At 71.9% G+C, this 15,945-nt stretch carries 15 protein-coding genes; 5 read left to right on the top strand and 10 right to left on the bottom strand.

The window, feature by feature from the left end:
• Nucleotides 1-141: 141 nt before the first annotated feature.
• A complete protein-coding gene (gene pdxR, locus ACZ5XZ_RS25995; RefSeq protein ID WP_468982055.1) occupies nucleotides 142-1,560 on the bottom strand; it encodes a MocR-like pyridoxine biosynthesis transcription factor PdxR in 1,419 nt (472 codons plus the stop codon).
• A 47-nt stretch (nucleotides 1,561-1,607) separates the two neighbouring features.
• Here pdxR (ACZ5XZ_RS25995) and ACZ5XZ_RS25990 point away from each other — a divergent pair, with 47 nt between their 5' ends.
• Entirely contained in the window at nucleotides 1,608-2,111 is a 504-nt protein-coding gene (locus tag ACZ5XZ_RS25990; protein WP_468982052.1) for a carboxymuconolactone decarboxylase family protein, read from the top strand.
• On the top strand, nucleotides 2,108-2,851 hold the full coding sequence (locus ACZ5XZ_RS25985; RefSeq protein ID WP_468982050.1) for an isocitrate lyase/PEP mutase family protein: 744 nt from the start codon (nucleotides 2,108-2,110) through the stop codon (nucleotides 2,849-2,851). The genes ACZ5XZ_RS25990 and ACZ5XZ_RS25985 overlap by 4 nt, the downstream gene beginning before the upstream one ends.
• Nucleotides 2,852-3,037: 186 nt before the next feature.
• Here the strand turns inward: ACZ5XZ_RS25985 and ACZ5XZ_RS25980 are convergent, their stop codons facing one another.
• Complete coding sequence (locus tag ACZ5XZ_RS25980; RefSeq protein ID WP_468982048.1) at nucleotides 3,038-3,544, bottom strand: carboxymuconolactone decarboxylase family protein; 507 nt, start codon at nucleotides 3,542-3,544, stop codon at nucleotides 3,038-3,040.
• Between the two features lie 46 nt (nucleotides 3,545-3,590).
• Between ACZ5XZ_RS25980 and pdxR (ACZ5XZ_RS25975) the strand changes: the two genes are divergently transcribed.
• Nucleotides 3,591-5,054 carry a MocR-like pyridoxine biosynthesis transcription factor PdxR gene (pdxR, locus tag ACZ5XZ_RS25975; RefSeq protein ID WP_468982045.1) on the top strand — a complete coding sequence of 488 codons (1,464 nt, stop codon included), beginning with the start codon at nucleotides 3,591-3,593 and terminating at the stop codon, nucleotides 5,052-5,054.
• Here the strand turns inward: pdxR (ACZ5XZ_RS25975) and ACZ5XZ_RS25970 are convergent.
• The 7 genes from ACZ5XZ_RS25970 to ACZ5XZ_RS25940 all read right to left on the bottom strand — a co-directional run bounded on the left by ACZ5XZ_RS25970 (nucleotide 5,029) and on the right by ACZ5XZ_RS25940 (nucleotide 13,782).
• Nucleotides 5,029-6,198: a trypsin-like serine peptidase gene (locus tag ACZ5XZ_RS25970; protein ID WP_468982042.1), complete on the bottom strand. Its 1,170-nt coding sequence runs from the start codon at nucleotides 6,196-6,198 to the stop codon at nucleotides 5,029-5,031. The two genes, pdxR (ACZ5XZ_RS25975) and ACZ5XZ_RS25970, sit on opposite strands and share 26 nt — an antisense overlap.
• A 193-nt stretch (nucleotides 6,199-6,391) precedes the next feature.
• The gene (locus ACZ5XZ_RS25965) at nucleotides 6,392-7,384 is read right to left on the bottom strand and encodes an ABC transporter substrate-binding protein (RefSeq protein ID WP_468982040.1); all 993 of its coding nucleotides are present in this window, start codon (nucleotides 7,382-7,384) and stop codon (nucleotides 6,392-6,394) included.
• 2 nt (nucleotides 7,385-7,386) lie between these two features.
• On the bottom strand, nucleotides 7,387-9,387 hold the full coding sequence (locus ACZ5XZ_RS25960; protein ID WP_468982038.1) for an ABC transporter permease: 2,001 nt from the start codon (nucleotides 9,385-9,387) through the stop codon (nucleotides 7,387-7,389).
• A complete protein-coding gene (locus ACZ5XZ_RS25955; protein WP_468982036.1) occupies nucleotides 9,384-9,554 on the bottom strand; it encodes a hypothetical protein in 171 nt (56 codons plus the stop codon). The genes ACZ5XZ_RS25960 and ACZ5XZ_RS25955 overlap by 4 nt, the downstream gene beginning before the upstream one ends.
• Nucleotides 9,554-10,675, bottom strand: a complete 1,122-nt coding sequence (locus tag ACZ5XZ_RS25950; RefSeq protein WP_468982034.1) for a quaternary amine ABC transporter ATP-binding protein — start codon at nucleotides 10,673-10,675, stop codon at nucleotides 9,554-9,556. The genes ACZ5XZ_RS25955 and ACZ5XZ_RS25950 overlap by 1 nt, the downstream gene beginning before the upstream one ends.
• Entirely contained in the window at nucleotides 10,675-12,216 is a 1,542-nt protein-coding gene (locus tag ACZ5XZ_RS25945) for a GMC family oxidoreductase (RefSeq protein WP_468982033.1), read from the bottom strand. The genes ACZ5XZ_RS25950 and ACZ5XZ_RS25945 overlap by 1 nt, the downstream gene beginning before the upstream one ends.
• Nucleotides 12,217-12,273: 57 nt before the next feature.
• The gene (locus tag ACZ5XZ_RS25940; protein ID WP_468982030.1) at nucleotides 12,274-13,782 is read right to left on the bottom strand and encodes an aldehyde dehydrogenase family protein; all 1,509 of its coding nucleotides are present in this window, start codon (nucleotides 13,780-13,782) and stop codon (nucleotides 12,274-12,276) included.
• A 243-nt stretch (nucleotides 13,783-14,025) separates the two neighbouring features.
• On the opposite strand from ACZ5XZ_RS25940, the gene ACZ5XZ_RS25935 reads away from it, so the two are divergent.
• Nucleotides 14,026-14,832 (top strand): hypothetical protein, encoded by an 807-nt coding sequence (locus ACZ5XZ_RS25935; RefSeq protein ID WP_468982028.1) that lies wholly within the window; start codon nucleotides 14,026-14,028, stop codon nucleotides 14,830-14,832.
• Nucleotides 14,833-14,942: 110 nt separating this feature from the next.
• Entirely contained in the window at nucleotides 14,943-15,557 is a 615-nt protein-coding gene (locus ACZ5XZ_RS25930) for a Uma2 family endonuclease (protein WP_468982025.1), read from the top strand.
• 51 nt (nucleotides 15,558-15,608) lie between these two features.
• Here the strand turns inward: ACZ5XZ_RS25930 and ACZ5XZ_RS25925 are convergent, their stop codons facing one another.
• Nucleotides 15,609-15,944 (bottom strand): hypothetical protein, encoded by a 336-nt coding sequence (locus tag ACZ5XZ_RS25925; protein ID WP_468982024.1) that lies wholly within the window; start codon nucleotides 15,942-15,944, stop codon nucleotides 15,609-15,611.
• Nucleotide 15,945: the final 1 nt, after the last annotated feature.

Raw genomic sequence — 15,945 nt, 5'->3', positions numbered from 1 at the left:
TTGCCGGTGTGCCCCCCCCCCCCCCCCCCCCCCCCCCCCCCGGGGGGGGGGGGGGGGGGGGGGGGGGGGGGGGGGGGGGGGGGGGGGGGTGCCCTGCCCTGAAGGCAGCGGGCACCCCCCGTGCCGTACCGCCGCCGTCCGTTACTCCCCCGGCGGCAGCGCTCTCATCAGGGCGTCCAGAGCGCCCGTGAAGGAGTGGTCGGGTGGGGTGCCGTAGGCGACGACCAGGGCGTCTCGTGGGGGTGAGGGGGTGGCGGGGGCGCGGAAGCGGGTCAGGCCTTCGAGGGCGAGGCCCTGCCAGCGGGCGGCCTGGACGATGGAGCGTTCGGTGCCGGGCGGGAGTTCCAGTACGGCGTGGAGTCCGGCGGCGATGCCGGAGACGTGGACGTGCGGGGCGCGCTCGGCCAGGGCGGCGACCAGCTGGTCGCGGCGGCGCCGGTAGCGCAGCCGCATACCGCGCAGGTGCCGGTCGTAGGCGCCCGAGGAGATGAACTCGGCGAGGGTGAGCTGCTCCAGGGTGCCGGAGGACCATTCGCCGGCGCTCTTGAGGGCGAGGACGGGGGCGAGGAGGCGGTCCGGCAGCACCATCCAGGCCAGTCGCAGCGCGGGGGCCAGGCTCTTGCTGGCGGTGCCCAGGTAGACGACGTGGTCGGGGTCGAGCCCCTGGAGCGCGCCGACGGGCTGGCGGTCGTAGCGGAACTCGCCGTCGTAGTCGTCCTCCAGGACGTAACCGCCGGTGGCCCGCGCCCAGTTGACGGCGGCGGCCCGGCGGTCGGGGTGCAGTGGCACCCCCGTCGGGAACTGGTGGGCGGGGGTGAGCAGGGCCGCCCGCAGGCCGTCGTGGGCGGTCAGCTCCGCGGTCCGGGCGCCGTGTTCGTCGACGGCGAGGGGGACGGTGCGCAGACCGGCGCGGGCGATGACCTCGCGGTGGAAGTCCAGGCCGTAGGACTCGACGGCCAGCCGCCCCGTCCCACCGCCCAGCACCCGGCCGAGCAGGGCCAGTCCCTGCATGAAGCCGGTGCACACGACGATGCGCTCGGGGTCGGCGCGCACGCCGCGGGCGCGGGCCAGATAGTCGGCGAGGACGGTGCGCAGTTCCGGGCGGCCGGCGGGGCTGCCGTATCCGAACGCCTCGCTGGGGGCCGCGGTCAGCGCGCGGCGGGCGGCCGCCAGCCAGGCGGTGCGGGGGAAGGCGGCGACGTCGGGGGTGCCCGGGGTGAGGTCGAAGCGCGGTGGGCCGGCGGGTCCGGCCGGGCCGGGGGCGCGCCGGGCGGCGGGCCTGGTGCGCGGCAGCACCCGCTCGGCGACGCGGGTGCCGGAGCCCTGGCGGGCGCTGAGCCAGCCCTCGGCCACCAGCTCGGCGTAGGCGTCGGCGACGGTGTTGCGGGCGATGCCGAGGTCGGCGGCGAGGGAGCGGGAGGACGGCAGCCGGGTGCCCGGGGTCAGCCGTCCGGACCGTACCGCGTCCCGCAGTGCGCGCAGCAGGGCGGCCCGCAGCCCGCCGGAGCCGGTGAGGTCCAGATGCAGATCGCGGCCGAAAGTGGCCCAGGAATCCTCCATGGAAGTGGACCATACAGCTGTGCCAATGCCGCCGTAGCGTCGTACCCATGACGACACAGAACATGAACGTGGCCTCATCAGGCGCTTCGGGGGCGCCGGCCCACCAGCACGGCCCGCGCCTTCGCTGGGCCAAGCTCGCACCCGACGTCTACAAGGCCATGATCGCGCTGGACGCGGCGGCGAAGAAGGGCCTCGATCCGGCGCTGGTCGCCCTGGTCGAGATCCGTGCGTCGCAGCTCAACCACTGCGCGTTCTGCATCCATATGCACTCCGCCGACGCCCGTAAGGCCGGCGAGACCGAGGAGCGCATCCACCTCCTCAACGCCTGGGAGGAGGCCACCGGTTTCTACTCCCCCAAGGAGCAGGCCGCGCTCGCCCTCACGGAGGCGATCACCGTGCTGACCGAGGGTTTTGTGCCCGACGCCGTCTACGACCGCGCCGCCGCCCACTTCGAGGAGGCCGAACTGGCCCAGCTGATCGCCATGATCACCACGATCAACGCCTGGAACCGCTTCGGCGTCTCCACCCGCATGACCCCGGGGCAGGCGTGACCGCGGCCGCGGCGCTGCGCGCCCTGCACCACGCCCCCGGCCTGCCGCTGGTCCTGCCCGGTCCCTGGGACGCGGCCAGCGCCAGGGTCTTCGCGGACGCCGGGTTCCCGGCGCTGGCCACGCCCAGCGCGGGCGTGGCGGCCTCGCTCGGTTACGAGGACGGCCGGACGCCGCCCGACGAGATGTTCGCCGCCGTCGCCCGCATCGTCCGGGCCGTCGACATCCCGGTCTCGGCGGACGTGGAGGCCGGATACGGGCTGTCCGCGAAGGAGTTGGTGGGCCGGCTCGCGGAGGCCGGGGCGGTGGGCTGCAACCTGGAGGACACCGACCACGCCACCGGCACGCTGCGGGACGCGCAGGAGCAGGCGGACTGGCTGGCCGGTGTGCGCGCCGAAGCAGGCGAGGACCTGGTGATCAACGCCCGGATCGACACCTATCTGCGCGGCGTCCCGGACCTCGCGGAGGCGGTACGCCGCGGCCGGATGTACGCCGCGGCGGGCGCCGACTGCGTCTACCCGATCACCGCCCCGCCCGAGCAACTGGCCGAACTGGCCGGCGCCATCGGCCTTCCCGTCAACGCCGTGGTAATGCCGGACGGACCCGGCCCCCGCGCGCTGGGCGACCTGGGCGCGGCCCGGGTCACCTTCGGCCCGGGGCTCCAGCACCGGGCCATGGCGGCGGTGGCGGGCATCGCGCAGGGGCTGCGGGAGGAGCTGGGGGCGCGGGAACAGCGCGACTGAGGCGCCGTTGCCAAGGAACGGCCGGGGCGCGGGCACCGGGCGGGGGCGCGGGCACCAGGCGGGGGCGCGGGCACCAGGCCGGGGCGCGGGCACCAGGCCGGGGCGCGCACACCAGGCGGGGGCGCGGGCACCAGGCCGGGCACCTCGTCGCCCCTCCGCCCCGCCCCCGCCCCGCCTCCCCACATCTCACCGCTCGTCCGTCCCCGGTACCTTCCCCGTGCTGATGGCGATCCGGTTCCAGGTGTTGATCGTGAAGATCAGGGCGAGCAGCCGGGCCAGTTCGTCGGCCTCGAAGTGCCGGGCGGCCCGCTCGTAGACCTCGTCCGGTACGCCGCCCTGGGCGAGAAGCGTCACCGCCTCGGTGAGGGCCAGCGCCGCCCGCTCCTTCGCGGTGAAGAAGTGCGCCGCCTCCTGCCAGACGGCGACCATGTGCAGCCGCTCCTCGCTCTCGCCGGCCTTACGGGCGTCGGTGGTGTGCATGTGCAGGCAGTACGCGCACTTGTTGAGCTGCGAGGAGCGGATCTGGACCAGCTCGACCAGGGAGTGGTCCAGGCCCTCGCGGGCGGCGGCGTCGAAGCCGATGAGGGCCTTGAAGGCCTTGGGGGCGGCCTTGGCGAAGTCCACCCGGGGGGTGCGGGGCGCCGCGTCGATGATGTCGTCGTGGTGGTGGGTGGGGTTCGTTGCGTTCGTCATGCCTTGAATCTATGGGCGCCGGCGACCGGCTGTAGGGTGCATTTCCATGCCGGAATCATGGGTCAATCCAGCCGAGAGTCTGGGCGGCGATCTGCATCTGGAGCTGAGCGGACCGGGCAGCCGGCGCGCCATGCTCCTGCGCGCGCTGCGCGAGGCCGTACGGTCCGGGCGGCTGGCCCCCGGCACCCGGCTGCCGCCCTACCGTTCGCTCGCCGCCGACCTCGGCATCGCCCGCAACACCGTCGCCGACGCCTACGCCGAGCTGGTGGCCGAGGGCTGGCTCAGCGCCCGCCAGGGCTCCGGCACCCGCGTCGCCGAGCGCGCCGAACCGCTGACGCCCACCCGCGCCCCGGCCCGTCGCGCCCCGGTGGCCCGCCCCGTGCACAACCTCCTCCAGGGGCAGCCGGACGCCGCGTCCTTCCCCCGTACCGCCTGGCTGGCGGCCGCCCGCCGTGCGCTGACCACCGCCCCCAACGACGCCTTCGGGCCCGGCGATCCCCGCGGCCGCATCGAGCTGCGCCGCGCGCTGACCGACTACCTGGCCCGCACCCGCGGTGTACGCACCGACCCCGAGCGCATCGTGATCTGCTCCGGCTTCGCGCATGCCCTGCGGCTGCTCTTCCCCGCCGTGCTCCCCGGCCCGCTGGCCGTGGAGTCCTACGGCCTGCCCTTCCACCGGCAGCTTCTGACGGCCGCGGGGGTGGACACCCGTCCCCTGCCCCTCGACGAACACGGCGCCGACACCGAGCGGTTGGGCGCCCTGGACGACGTGGGCGCGGTCCTGCTGACTCCCGCGCACCAGTTCCCCACGGGGGTGCCGCTGCACCCCGACCGCCGGGCCGCCGCCGTCAACTGGGCACGCGCCAGCGGGGGTTATGTCCTGGAGGACGACTACGACGGCGAGTTCCGCTACGACCGCAAGCCGGTCGGCGCCCTACAAGGGCTGGACCCGGAACGCGTCGTCCACATCGGCTCGGTCAGCAAGAGCCTGTCGCCGGCGGTGCGGCTGGGCTGGATGGCGCTCCCCGGCCGTCTGGTCGACGCCGTCCTTGCGGCCAAGGGGGAGCGCGAGGCCTGGGCAGGCGTCACCGATCAGCTCACCCTCGCGGAGTTGCTCACCCACGGCGCCTACGACCGCCACATCCGCCGGATGCGCCAGCGCTACCGCCGGCGCCGCGACCGGCTCGTCGACGCGGTGACCGGGCAGGCCCCGCACCTCGGCGTCACCGGCATCGCCGCCGGCCTGCACGCCGTGCTCCAGCTGCCCGACGGCGCCACCGAGGCCGACGAGCGCGCCGCGCTGCGCGCCGCCCGCTTCCAGGGCCTGGCCCTGGACGTGCTGTCGGACTACCGTCACCCGGCCGCCACGATGCCGCCCCGCCACGGCCTGGTCGTCGGCTATGCGACCCCGGCCGACAGCGCCTTCCCCGGCGCCCTGGAGGCGCTGTGCCGGGCGCTGCCGCCGGAGCCGCGGACGGCGGCCGCTACTGGTTCGCGAACTTCCGGCTGATGCCGTCGAAGACCCGCTGGGCCTCCGGTCCCAGGTGCGGGCCGGCCAGCCAGGTGTGGGCGTTGGAGCTGATGGAGCTGTTGGACACCAGGGTCAGCTTGCCGCCGCGCTCGACGAACCAGCCGCCGCCCGAGGTGCCCCCGGTCATGGTGCAGCCGATGCGGTCCATGGCCGGCGTGCCCTGCTCCATGACGAGGCGACCCGGGCGGCCCTGGCAGGCCATCATCTGCGCGCCGTCGTACGGCGGCGCCGCCGGGTAGCCGACGGCGCGCACGAAGTTGACACCCTGGGCGGACGGGGCGTTGAACCAGACCGGGATGGCGATGCCCACGGTCTCCTGGAGGGACTTGCCGCCGCCGTTCTCCGGCTTGACGTGCAGCACCGCGAAGTCGTACGCGGAACCGCCGTTGCCGCTCTCCTCGCTGCCCATGTTGATCCATTCACCGGAGGTGGTGATCCAGTCCGCCCAGAAGCGGCCGTAGGGCGTGGCCTGCTGCGCGGGCAGGTTGCCGACCTGGCCCATCGGCGCGCCGTTGTCGTTGTACGACGGCACGAAGACGATGTTGCGCATCCAGCCGCCGCGCTTGCCGGAGTGCACGCAGTGCCCGGCGGTCCACACGAGGTTGGATTTGCCCGGGTGCGCCGGGTCCTCGATGACCGTGCCGGAGCAGACCATCGGGCCCTTGGGGCTGTCGAAGAAGATCTTCCCGACCGGGGCCATGTTCCGGTGGTACGGGCGGGCGACCTGGATGGCGTTCACCGGCCGCGGCTCGGGGTCGGTGGCGTCGAACTCGCTGCCCGCGCCGGTGGCCTTGACGCCGATCTCCGGGGCGGCCTTCGCCTTCGCCAGCCGGTCGTTCTTCCAGTGGTCCTTGATGATCGGGTTGGCGAAGTCCTGTGCCTCGCGGGCCCACTTGTCCCAGTTCCGCCAGCCGCCGTCCTGCCACTTCTTCAGGTCGTCGATGCTGGTCGGCACGCCCTTGGGGAGCTTGAGGCCGCCGTCGCCCCGCCCGTTGTCGTCGGCGGCGGCCGAACCGCCCGGTGCGGCGGCCTTGTCGTCGGCAGGTCCGCAGGCGGTGGCGGTGACCGCGAGCAGCGCGGCCAGTGCGGCGGCCGCGACGGTGGTGCGGCGGATGGATGGCATGGAGCGAGTCCCCCCGATACGTGGCGGCGCCGCGGAGGCGCCACGCCGTGATGTGTTCATGTCCCGCGTCGGACTGGGCTCTACTATGCCGCCACGCCGGGGCCGGCGGGCGACCAGGGTCGGTGGGCCCGAACGCCCGCGCGGGCGGCCGCACACCGTGCGACCGCCCGCGTCGGACGTGGACCCGTGCCGGCTACTTCTTGGGCAGCCAGGCCTTCCAGACGTCCGGGTGCTTGTGCACCCAGCGCTTGGCCGCCTCATCGGCCGACAGGCCCTCCGAGGCGATCGATTCGGACACCTCGTTCTGGGCGTCCTTGGTCCACTTGAAGTTCTTCAGCAACGCCGCGGCGCTGGTGCCGCTCTTGGCGAAGTCGGTGTTGAAGTACTTCTGGAGCGGGGTCGTGGGGTACGCGCAGTCGATGGACTGCGGGTCCTTGGCGCCCTTCTCCGCGCAGGCGTCGGTGTACTTGGGGAGCTTGACCTCCACCATCGGCACCTGGTTGAAGAGCCACTGCGGCTCGTACCAGTACGTCAGGAACGGCTTCTTCTCCTTGGCGAACTGCTGGATCTGGGTGATCTGCGCCGCCTCGGAGCCGGCGAAGACCACCTCGTAGTTCAGGTCCAGGTTCTTCACCAGCGCCTTGTCGTTGGTGACGTAGGACGGTGAACCGTCCATCAGCTGGCCCTTGTTGCCGCTCTCCGAGGTGCGCAGCTGGTCGGCGAACTTGTTGAGGTTCTTCCAGTTCGTGACCTCGGGGTGCGCGTCGACCCAGTACTTGGGGACGTACCAGCCGATGTGGCCGGTGACGCCGTTGCCGCCGCCCGCCGTGATCGTCTTCTTGTCCTTGACGTAGCGCTGCTCCTGGTCTGGGTGGCCCCAGTCCTCCAGGATCGCGTCGACCCGGCCCTGGCTCAGCGCGTCCCAGGCGGGGATCTCGTCCACCTGGACGGTGTCGACGTGGTAGCCCAGCTCGTGTTCGAGCAGGTACTTGGCGACCGCGACATTGGCCTGGGCGCCGACCCAGGTCTGCACGGACAGCGTGACGGACTTGGAACCCTCGGCCGCGGCGAACGGCGAGGACTGCTTGGTCATGTCGGCCTTGCCGCAGGCCGACAGGGACAGGGTCAGGGCCGCCGTGGCGGCCAGCGCGGCCGTCCCGACGATCGTGGTGCGCTTACGGGACATGGTCAGGCTCCCTTCCCCGTCGTACGGCGTTCCGTGGGCTGGGTGACCCGGTCGAGCATCAGGCCCAGGCACACGATCGCCACACCCGCGACCAGGCCGAGGCCCAGGTCTCCGGTGGCCAGCCCGGTGACGACGTCGTACCCGAGGGCACCGCCGCCGACCAGGCCGCCGATGATGACGACGGCGAGGACGAGGACCACGCCCTGGTTGACGGCCAGCAGCAGCGCCGGCCGGGCCAGCGGAAGCTGGACCTGGCGCAGCATCTGCCAGCGGGTGGCGCCCAGGGAGCGGGCGGACTCCACGGCCGCGGGGTCCACCTGGCGCAGGCCCTGGGTGGTGATGCGGATGACGGCCGGCAGCGCGTAGACGACCGCCGCGGCGGCGGCCGGGGCGCGGCCCACGGCGAACAGCGCGACCACGGGGATCAGGTACACGAACTGCGGCATGGTCTGCATGACGTCCAGCACCGGGCGCAGCAGCGCCTCGAAGCGCTTGCTGCCCGCGGTGAGGATGCCGACGCCGAAGCCCAGCACCAGGGTCACCACCAGTGCGGCGAGCACCTGGGAGAGGGTGTTCATGGACGGCTTCCACACGCCCAGCACGCCGATGGCGGCCATCGCCAGGACGGCGGTCAGGGCGGTGCGCCAGGTGCCGATGAGCCAGGCGAGCGCGGCGACGATGAGCAGCGTGCCGTACCAGGGCAGCGCGGTCAGGCCGTCGCGCAGCGGGTTGAGGACCCAGTCGGTGAAGTGCGCGGCCCAGTCGGCGGTGCCGCCGACGACGGGAACGCCGGAGTAGAGGTGGTCGACCATCCACTCCTTGAAGTCGTTGACGGGGGCGGCGATGTTGACCGACCAGGCGTCGGGCCAGACCAGCGAGCCGGTCAGCCGGCCGACGGCGGCCAGCGCGGCGGTGACCGCGGCCACTCCGGCCCAGGCCCGCCAGCCGCGCAGCCACGTCGGGCCGGCGGCGGTGCCGGCCGCGCCGATCTCTGCGCCGGCCGCGGCGGTGGTGCGGTCCATGACGATGGCCAGCAGCACGATCGGGATCGCGGCGGCGAGCGCGGCGCCGACGTCGACCGAGGCGAGGGCCTGGTAGACGCGGTCACCGAGGCCGGCGGCGCCGATCATCGAGGCGATCACGACCATGGACAGCGCCATCATGATCGTCTGGTTGAGGCCGAGGAGGAGTTCCTTGCGGGCCAGCGGCAGGCGGGCGGTCAGCAGCCGCTGCCGGCCGGTGGCGCCGAGGGAGGCGACGGCCTCCAGCACGCCGGGGTCGGCGCCGCGCAGACCGAGGGCGGTCAGGCGGGCCATCGGCGGCGCCGCGTAGACGACGGTGGCCAGCAGCGCAGCCGGTACGCCGATGCCGAAGACCAGCACGACGGGGAGCAGGTAGGCGAAGGCCGGGAGGACCTGCATGGTGTCCAGGACCGGGCGCAGGATCTTGAAGAGGCGCTCGGAGAGCCCGGCGGCCAGGCCCAGCAGGGCGCCGACGACGACCGAGGCGACGACCGCCACGATCATCAGGGCGAGCGTCTGCATGGTCGGGACCCACATCCCCAGCAGGCCGCTGACTAGGAAGGACAGCAGGGCGACGGCGGCGATGCGGACACCGGCCACCCGCCAGGCGATCAGCGTGACGCCGGCCGTCACACCGGTCCAGCCCAGCGCGAGCAGCAGCAGGTAGACGGCGCGTACGGAGATGACCACGGCGTTGGAGAGGTGGCCGAGGAAGTAGACGAACAGCCAGTGGCTGTCGCGGTTGTCGATGATCCAGTCGCTGGTCCTGCCGAGCGGGCCGGAGACGTCGACGGTCAGCGAGGACGGCCAGGCGGCGCCGTACTTGGCGGCCAGCAGCGGGACGAGGACGGCCGCGGCGACGGCGAGCAGCAGCAGCTTGGCCACGCCGCGACGGTGCAGCAGGACCTGGGCCGGGCCCTTGGGGGTGTCGACGCCGAGGGTGCCGCGCGGAGAAACCGGGGTGGGGGCTGTGCTGCTCATGCGCGCCCCCGCTTGACGGTGCCGACCGGCATGTTCATGGCGGCGGCGCGCTGCGCCTCCCGCCACTGCCGCAGCAGCGCGGTGCGCAGCCGCATGCGTGGGGAGGCGGCGGGGGCTCTGGAGCCGACGGCGCGCAGGGCGCCGCTTCGGGGGGTGGCGACGTACATCAGGCAGCCACCTCGCCGTGCTGCGGGTCCTCGATCCGGGCGACCACGTTGAGCAGGCAGGCGTGGTCGACGATGCCCAGGCAGCGGCCGTCGTCGACGACGCGGGCCGCGCCGCCGGAGCGGGCGACCGCCTCGATGGCGTCGGAGATCAGGGTGTCGGGGCCGAGCGCCGGGCCCTGGTCGCTCTCGCCGGCCTCGGCCGGACGCATCGCGCGGCGGACGGTGAGCACCTGCTCGCGCGGGACGTCCCGCACGAAGTCGCGGACGTAGTCGTCGGCCGGGGAGCCGACGATCTCCTCGGGGGTGCCGAGCTGGACGATCTCGCCGTCGCGCATCAGGGCGATCCGGTCGCCGACCCGCAGCGCCTCGGCGAGGTCGTGGGTGATGAAGACCATCGTCCGGCCCTCCTCGCGGTGCAGGCGGACGACCTCTTCCTGCATGTCGCGGCGGATGAGCGGGTCGAGCGCGCTGAACGGCTCGTCGAACAGCAGCACCTCGGGGTCGACGGCGAGCGCCCGGGCCAGGCCGACGCGCTGCTGCTGGCCACCGGAGAGCTGGCCCGGACGGCGCTTCTCCAGACCGGCCAGGCCCACCTTGTCGACCATCTCGCCGGCCTTGACGCGGCGCTCCGCCTTGCCGACGCCCTGGATCTCCAGGCCGTAGGCGACGTTGTCGACGACGGAGCGGTGCGGCAGCAGGCCGAAGTGCTGGAAGACCATGGCGGCGCGGCGGCGGCGCAGTTCGCGCAGTGCGCCGCGGTCCATGGCGCGCACGTCCTCGCCGTCCATTTCCAGGTTGCCGCTGGTCGGCTCGATCAGCCGGGTCAGGCAGCGTACGAGGGTGGACTTGCCGGAGCCGGACAGGCCCATCACGACGAAGACCTCGCCCTTGTGGACGTCGAAGGAGACATCGCGGACGGCGGCGGTGCAGCCGGTCTGCTCGCGCAGTTCCTGGGCGTTCAGGCCGGCGACGGAGGAGTCCCCGGGGATCTTGTCGGCCTTGGGGCCGAAGACCTTCCAGAGGTTGCGGACGGAGAAGACGACCTCACGGTCGTCCTGCTCGGTGTCGGCGGACTTGCGGGCGTTGGGTATCTCGGATGCGCCGGCGGAGGTGGTAGCCATCACGCATCACCTCCCTGGGTCGGGTCTTTACGGAGCAGTTCGGCGCACTTCTCCCCCACCATCAGCACGCCCAGCATCGGGTTGACGGCCGGCATCGTCGGGAAGACCGAGGCATCGGCGATACGGATGCCGTCCAGCCCGCGGATCTTCAACTGCGGGTCGACGACGGCCAGTTGGTCATCGGAGGCACCCATCTTGCAGGTGCCGGCCGGGTGGTACACGGTGTGCGCGGCCTTGCGCACCAGCTCGCCGATCTCCTCGTCGTCCGTCACGTCCGGACCGGGGAAGACCTCGCGCTTGAGCCACTTGGCGAACGGCTCGGCCTTGGCGACCTCGCGGGCCAGCTTGATGCCGTCGACGAGGGTCTGCCCGTCGTAGTCGTCCTCGTCCTCGAAGTACCTGAAGTCCAGGGCGGGCTTGACCTCGGGGTCGGCGGAGGTGAGGTAGAGGCGGCCGCGGGAGCGGGACTTGGGGATGTTCGGGGTCATCGACACGCCGTGCTCGGGGCGCTCGTAGCCCAGCCGCTCGGGGTTGTCGGTGAAGGGGATCTGGTAGAAGTGGAACATCAGGTCGGGGCCCTTGTGCTCCGGGTCCCGCTTGACGAACAGGCCCGCGTCGGAGTCCATCGCGGAGTTGCCCGGGATCGGCCCGTTGGTCTCCCAGACGATCACCGACTCGGGGTGGTCGATGAGGTTCTCACCGACGCCCGGCAGGTCGAGCACGCAGTCGATGCCCAGTGCCTGGAGGTCCTTCTTCGGGCCGATGCCGGAGTGCATCAGCAGCCGCGGGGTGTCGACGGCGCCGGCGCACACCAGCACCTCGCGGGCGGCCTCGACGTAGACCTCCTCGCCGTCCTTGGTCCGGACGTGGACGCCCTTGGCGGTCGTACCGTCCAGCTCCAGCTTGTGCGCCCAGGTCTCCAGCATCAGCGTGAGGTTCGGGCGGTCGCCGGCCTCCATGTGCGGGTGGAGGTAGGCGACGGACGCCGAGGACCGCTTGTTGTTCTCCGGGTGGTAGGAGAGGTCGAAGAAGCCGACGCCCTCGTCGAAGGGCTGGTCGTTGAAGCCGACGACCTCGGGGACGCCGAGCGCCGTCTTGGTGGCCTCGATCCAGTCCGTCGCGATCTGGTTCTGGTCCTTCTTCGCCACCCGCACGATGTTGTTGCGCAGCTTGCCGAAGTAGGGGTCCATCTCCTTGGCGCCCCAGCCGGCCGCGCCCGCCGCCTCCCACTCGTCCCAGTCGGACGGCAGCGGCTTGAAGGAGATCAGGGTGTTGTGGGAGGAGCAGCCGCCGAGGACCTTGGCGCGGCTGTGCAGGATGTGGGAGTTGCCGCGGGGCTGCTCGGTGGTCGTGTACTCGTAGTCCAGCTCGCCGCCGAGCAGGCCGAGCCACTTGCGCAGCGTCAGCACGTCCTCGCGGTCCATGTCGGAGGGGCCGCCCTCGATGACGGCGACGGAGACGGCGGGGTCCTCGGTGAGGCGGGAGGCGATGACGGAGCCGGCGGTGCCGCCTCCGACGACGACATAGTCGTACACGGGCATGAGGGGTACTCCTTTACTGCGAAGTGCGTGGTGCGGGTTGCGTGCTCGGGCCTGGGGTCAGCCCGTGAACCACCGCACCGGCGCCGGCCGCAGGTTCTCGTAAATGTGCTTGCTCTCGCGGTACTCGTCCAGACCCGTGGGGCCCAGTTCCCGGCCGATGCCGGACTTGCCGAAGCCGCCCCACTCCGCCTGCGGGAGGTAGGGGTGGTAGTCGTTGATCCAGACCGTGCCGTGCCGCAGCCGGGCGGCGACCCGGCGGGCGCGGGCGGTGTCGGCGGAGAAGACGGCGCCCGCGAGGCCGTACTCGGTGTCGTTGGCGAGCGCGACGGCCTCGTCCTCGGTGGTGAAGGTCTCCACCGTCAGGATCGGGCCGAAGGTCTCCTCGCGGATCACCTTCATCTCGCGGTGGCAGCCGTCCAGCACGGTCGGCGCGTAGAAGTAGCCGGTGGCCGGGCGCACGTCCGAGGGCTTGGGCCGGGAGCCGCCGGAGCGCAGCTGCGCCCCCTCGGCCAGCGCGGAGGCGACGTAGGCCTCCACCTTCTCCAGCTGCTGCTGGGAGACCAGCGGGCCGCACTCCACGCCGTCCTCGGTGCCCCGGCCGAGCTTGATCCGCTCGGCGCGGCGGGCGAGTTCGGCGACGAAGCGGTCGCGCACCGACTCCTCGATGATCAGCCGGGAACCGGCCGAGCAGACCTGCCCGCTGTGGATGAACGCGGCGTTCAGCGCCTGGTCGACGGCGGTGTCGAAGCCCTCCTCGGTGGCGCAGGCGTCGGCGAAGACCACATTGGGGTTCTTGCCGCCCAGCTCCAGCGCGATCTTCTTGGCGCCGGAGACCGCCGCCGCGCCCGCCTTCGTACCGCTGGCGAGGCCGCCGGTGAAGGAGAACAGATCCACATCCGGGTGCTCGGCCAGCCGCTGGCCGACCGGCACGCCCGCGCCGGTGACGATGTTGGCGACACCGGCCGGCAGCCCGGCCTCGACCAGCAGCTTGATCAGGTGCACGGTCGACAGCGGAGTGACCTCGCTGGGCTTGATCACAAAAGTGTTGCCGGCCGCGAGGGCCGGCGCGATCTTCCAACTCGCCTGGAGCAGCGGGTAGTTCCACGGCGTGATCAGCGCACAGACGCCGACCGGCTCGTGCACGACGACGCTGTGCACATCCGCCGACCCGGCGTCGACGACCCGCCCGCCGCTCTCGTTCATCACCGCGTCGGCGAAGTACCGGAAGGCGTTGGTGACGTCGTCGACGTCGACCCGGCCCTCCTCCAGCGTCTTGCCGGTGTCCCGGCTCTCGATGAGGGCGATCTGCTCGCGGTCGCGCTGCAGCAGGTCGGCGACGCGGCGCAGCAGCGCGGAGCGCTCGGCGACGGCCGTGCGGGGCCAGGCGCCGGCGCCGCCCGCGAAGGCGCGCCGGGCGGCCGCGACCGCCGCGTCGGCGTCGTCGGCACCGCCCTCGGACACCAGCTGGAGCGTCGTCGCGTCGGCGGGGTCGAGGACCTCCCGCGTGGCGCCGGATGCGGCGGGAAGCCACACCCCGTCTACGTGAATGGTCTCGATTGACGACACGTCGTTCTGCCTTCCGGTTACTGAATCTGTTCCCACTGGTGCAACCACTGGCGTCACCAGCAACAGGGAGCCCTCCCCGGAAGCGGCCCACCTATGCCCAAACATTCATGGAAAGTGAGCCGACTCACTCGAAGTGCGAACGAATGTCCCGGAACCTACCCTGAATAGCTGTATGTCCCTATGTCCCCGCGGAGCCCCTGCGGTATGTCCCTCGTACGCCCCCTCCGGACCGGAGGTGCCGAGATGACCTGCAGACGCCGTACCGTCACCGCAACCACCGCCCTGAGCTGCACCGCGGCCCTGCTCGCCGGAGCGGTGTGCACCGGCGCCGCGGCGGCCACCGCCGACGGCGAGGGCGACCTCGCGGGCAAGTCGGCCCAGCAGATCTCCGACGACGCGCTCGACCAACTGGTCGCCGCGAAATCACTGCGGCTGCGCACCCTGACCACCGCCGGCCCCACCAGGCTCGACATCACCCTGGACCAGGCCGGCAACTGCGCCGGCGCCATCAGCAAGGGTGCGCTCGGCCGGGTGGAGATGATCAAGCGCGGCAGCCAGGTCTGGATGAAGCCGGACGCGGCCTTCTGGAAGAGCCAGTTCCCCGGAACCCAGGGCACCGAGGCGGCCGCGAAGTACAAGGACACCTTCCTGCACGGCACCACCCACGACGGCTTCCTGCAGAGCCTGTCCGCCGCCTGCGACCTCACCGCCTTCCAGAAGTCCGCCGCCGGCACCGACGAGCCGCCCACGAACACCCCGTCGCCCTCGACCACCTCCACCCTCACCAAGGGCCGCCCGACCGTCCACGAGGGCACCCGCGTCCTGCCCGTCATCAGGAAGTTCGACGGCGCCGTCCAGACCCTCTACGTCGCGGTCAAGGGCAAGCCCTACCCCCTCAAACTCACCACCGAGATCGACCACGAGACGGGCACGATCCTGCTGAGCAACTACGACCGCCCGGTTCCCACCAAGACCCCCGCTCCGGCCGATACCGTCGACATCGCGGTGTTCGAGGACATGCTGGAGGGGGCCAACAACGCCGACGCGTGATGGTTGGCATGACGGTTGGCATATGCCACTACAGCCCGTAACCGTTCGCACATACATAGCGTTGAACCGTGCGGCTGCCCTGTGGCGTGGCAGCGGGGAGGAGCGGCACGATGACCATCAGCCTTGAGCGGACCGAGACGATCGAGACCGGCGGGATGGAGATGGCAGAGCCCACTGAGAACGAGCGGCGCTTGGACGAGCTGTTCGAGCGGCTGGAACAGGCCTTCCCCGAGGGATATCGGATCGAGATCGTCGGGGGAGAGATCTTCATGTCGCCGCAGCGGAACGTCCACTGGCAGACCATCCGCCAGATCTTGCGGGCGCTGGAAGACCGGTTCGGGATGGCCGTCCTCGTGACGTCGGACGTCAGGGTCGACTTCCCCGGCCAGGAGAACGGCTTCTGCCCGGACGTCGCCAAGTTCGCCGACGGCGCCAAGGAGGAGGGGGAGGGCCGCTGGCACTACCGGGACATCGAGTTCATCGCCGAGGTCGTCTCCAAGGGCACCGCACCGAACGACTACGGCCCGAAGAAGGCGATCTACGCCGAGGCGGAGATCCCGGTCTATGTGATCGCCGACCCCTACGTAGGCCGCTGCCGTGTCTTCACGAACCCGCAGGACGGCGACTACAAGGACGACATCACGGTGCCGTACGGCCAGCCGATCGACCTCACCGGCACCGCGGTCGACCTCACCATCTCCACCGAGGAATTCCCCCGCGACTAGGGCCTGTCCGATGGGTCACGGCTCCAGCCGCCGTCCGCGCGGTGGCCCGCGCTACTGGCTTTTTCCTTCGTCGGCTTCTTCGGCAAGGGCGGCCATGCGGGCCTTGTACTCGGCCTGCGGAATTTGACCGAGAACCGCGAGACGCTCCAGCTCGGCGACCTCGGACGCATGGGATAGCTTGCGGCTCTGCTCTACTTGCTCTCTGCTGAACTTGACGGCCTTGGCGCGTTCCCTGGCGCGATTCCGCTGCAACTGCTCATCGATCGCCCGACCTGTTGCCTCGAAGTAGCTGTCGTGTCTCCCTGACCACATGTTTTCCCTCGTTATCGATGGGGATGCCGGAAGCCGGATCCAGGATATCCTGGATCCGGCTTCCGAGTTGATCACT

The sequence above is a fragment of the Streptomyces sp. NPDC033270 genome, from assembly GCF_055576575.1.
Note: the sequence above shows the minus strand (reverse complement) of the source record. Positions and strands in the feature narration are given on the sequence as shown.

Excerpts from the sequence above, each read along its gene's own strand:
- ACZ5XZ_RS25945 (WP_468982033.1), bottom strand. The coding sequence starts at position 12,216 with ATGCCCGTGTACGACTATGTCGTCGTCGGAGGCGGCACCGCCGGCTCC.
- ACZ5XZ_RS25950 (WP_468982034.1), bottom strand. The coding sequence starts at position 10,675 with ATGGCTACCACCTCCGCCGGCGCATCCGAGATACCCAACGCCCGCAAG.
- ACZ5XZ_RS25935 (WP_468982028.1), top strand. The coding sequence starts at position 14,026 with ATGACCTGCAGACGCCGTACCGTCACCGCAACCACCGCCCTGAGCTGC.
- ACZ5XZ_RS25980 (WP_468982048.1), bottom strand. The coding sequence starts at position 3,544 with ATGACGAACGCAACGAACCCCACCCACCACCACGACGACATCATCGAC.
- ACZ5XZ_RS25960 (WP_468982038.1), bottom strand. The coding sequence starts at position 9,387 with ATGAGCAGCACAGCCCCCACCCCGGTTTCTCCGCGCGGCACCCTCGGC.
- ACZ5XZ_RS25990 (WP_468982052.1), top strand. The coding sequence starts at position 1,608 with ATGACGACACAGAACATGAACGTGGCCTCATCAGGCGCTTCGGGGGCG.
- ACZ5XZ_RS25970 (WP_468982042.1), bottom strand. The coding sequence starts at position 6,198 with ATGCCATCCATCCGCCGCACCACCGTCGCGGCCGCCGCACTGGCCGCG.
- ACZ5XZ_RS25965 (WP_468982040.1), bottom strand. The coding sequence starts at position 7,384 with ATGTCCCGTAAGCGCACCACGATCGTCGGGACGGCCGCGCTGGCCGCC.
- pdxR (WP_468982045.1), top strand. The coding sequence starts at position 3,591 with ATGCCGGAATCATGGGTCAATCCAGCCGAGAGTCTGGGCGGCGATCTG.
- pdxR (WP_468982055.1), bottom strand. The coding sequence starts at position 1,560 with ATGGAGGATTCCTGGGCCACTTTCGGCCGCGATCTGCATCTGGACCTC.
- ACZ5XZ_RS25930 (WP_468982025.1), top strand. The coding sequence starts at position 14,943 with ATGACCATCAGCCTTGAGCGGACCGAGACGATCGAGACCGGCGGGATG.
- ACZ5XZ_RS25955 (WP_468982036.1), bottom strand. The coding sequence starts at position 9,554 with ATGTACGTCGCCACCCCCCGAAGCGGCGCCCTGCGCGCCGTCGGCTCC.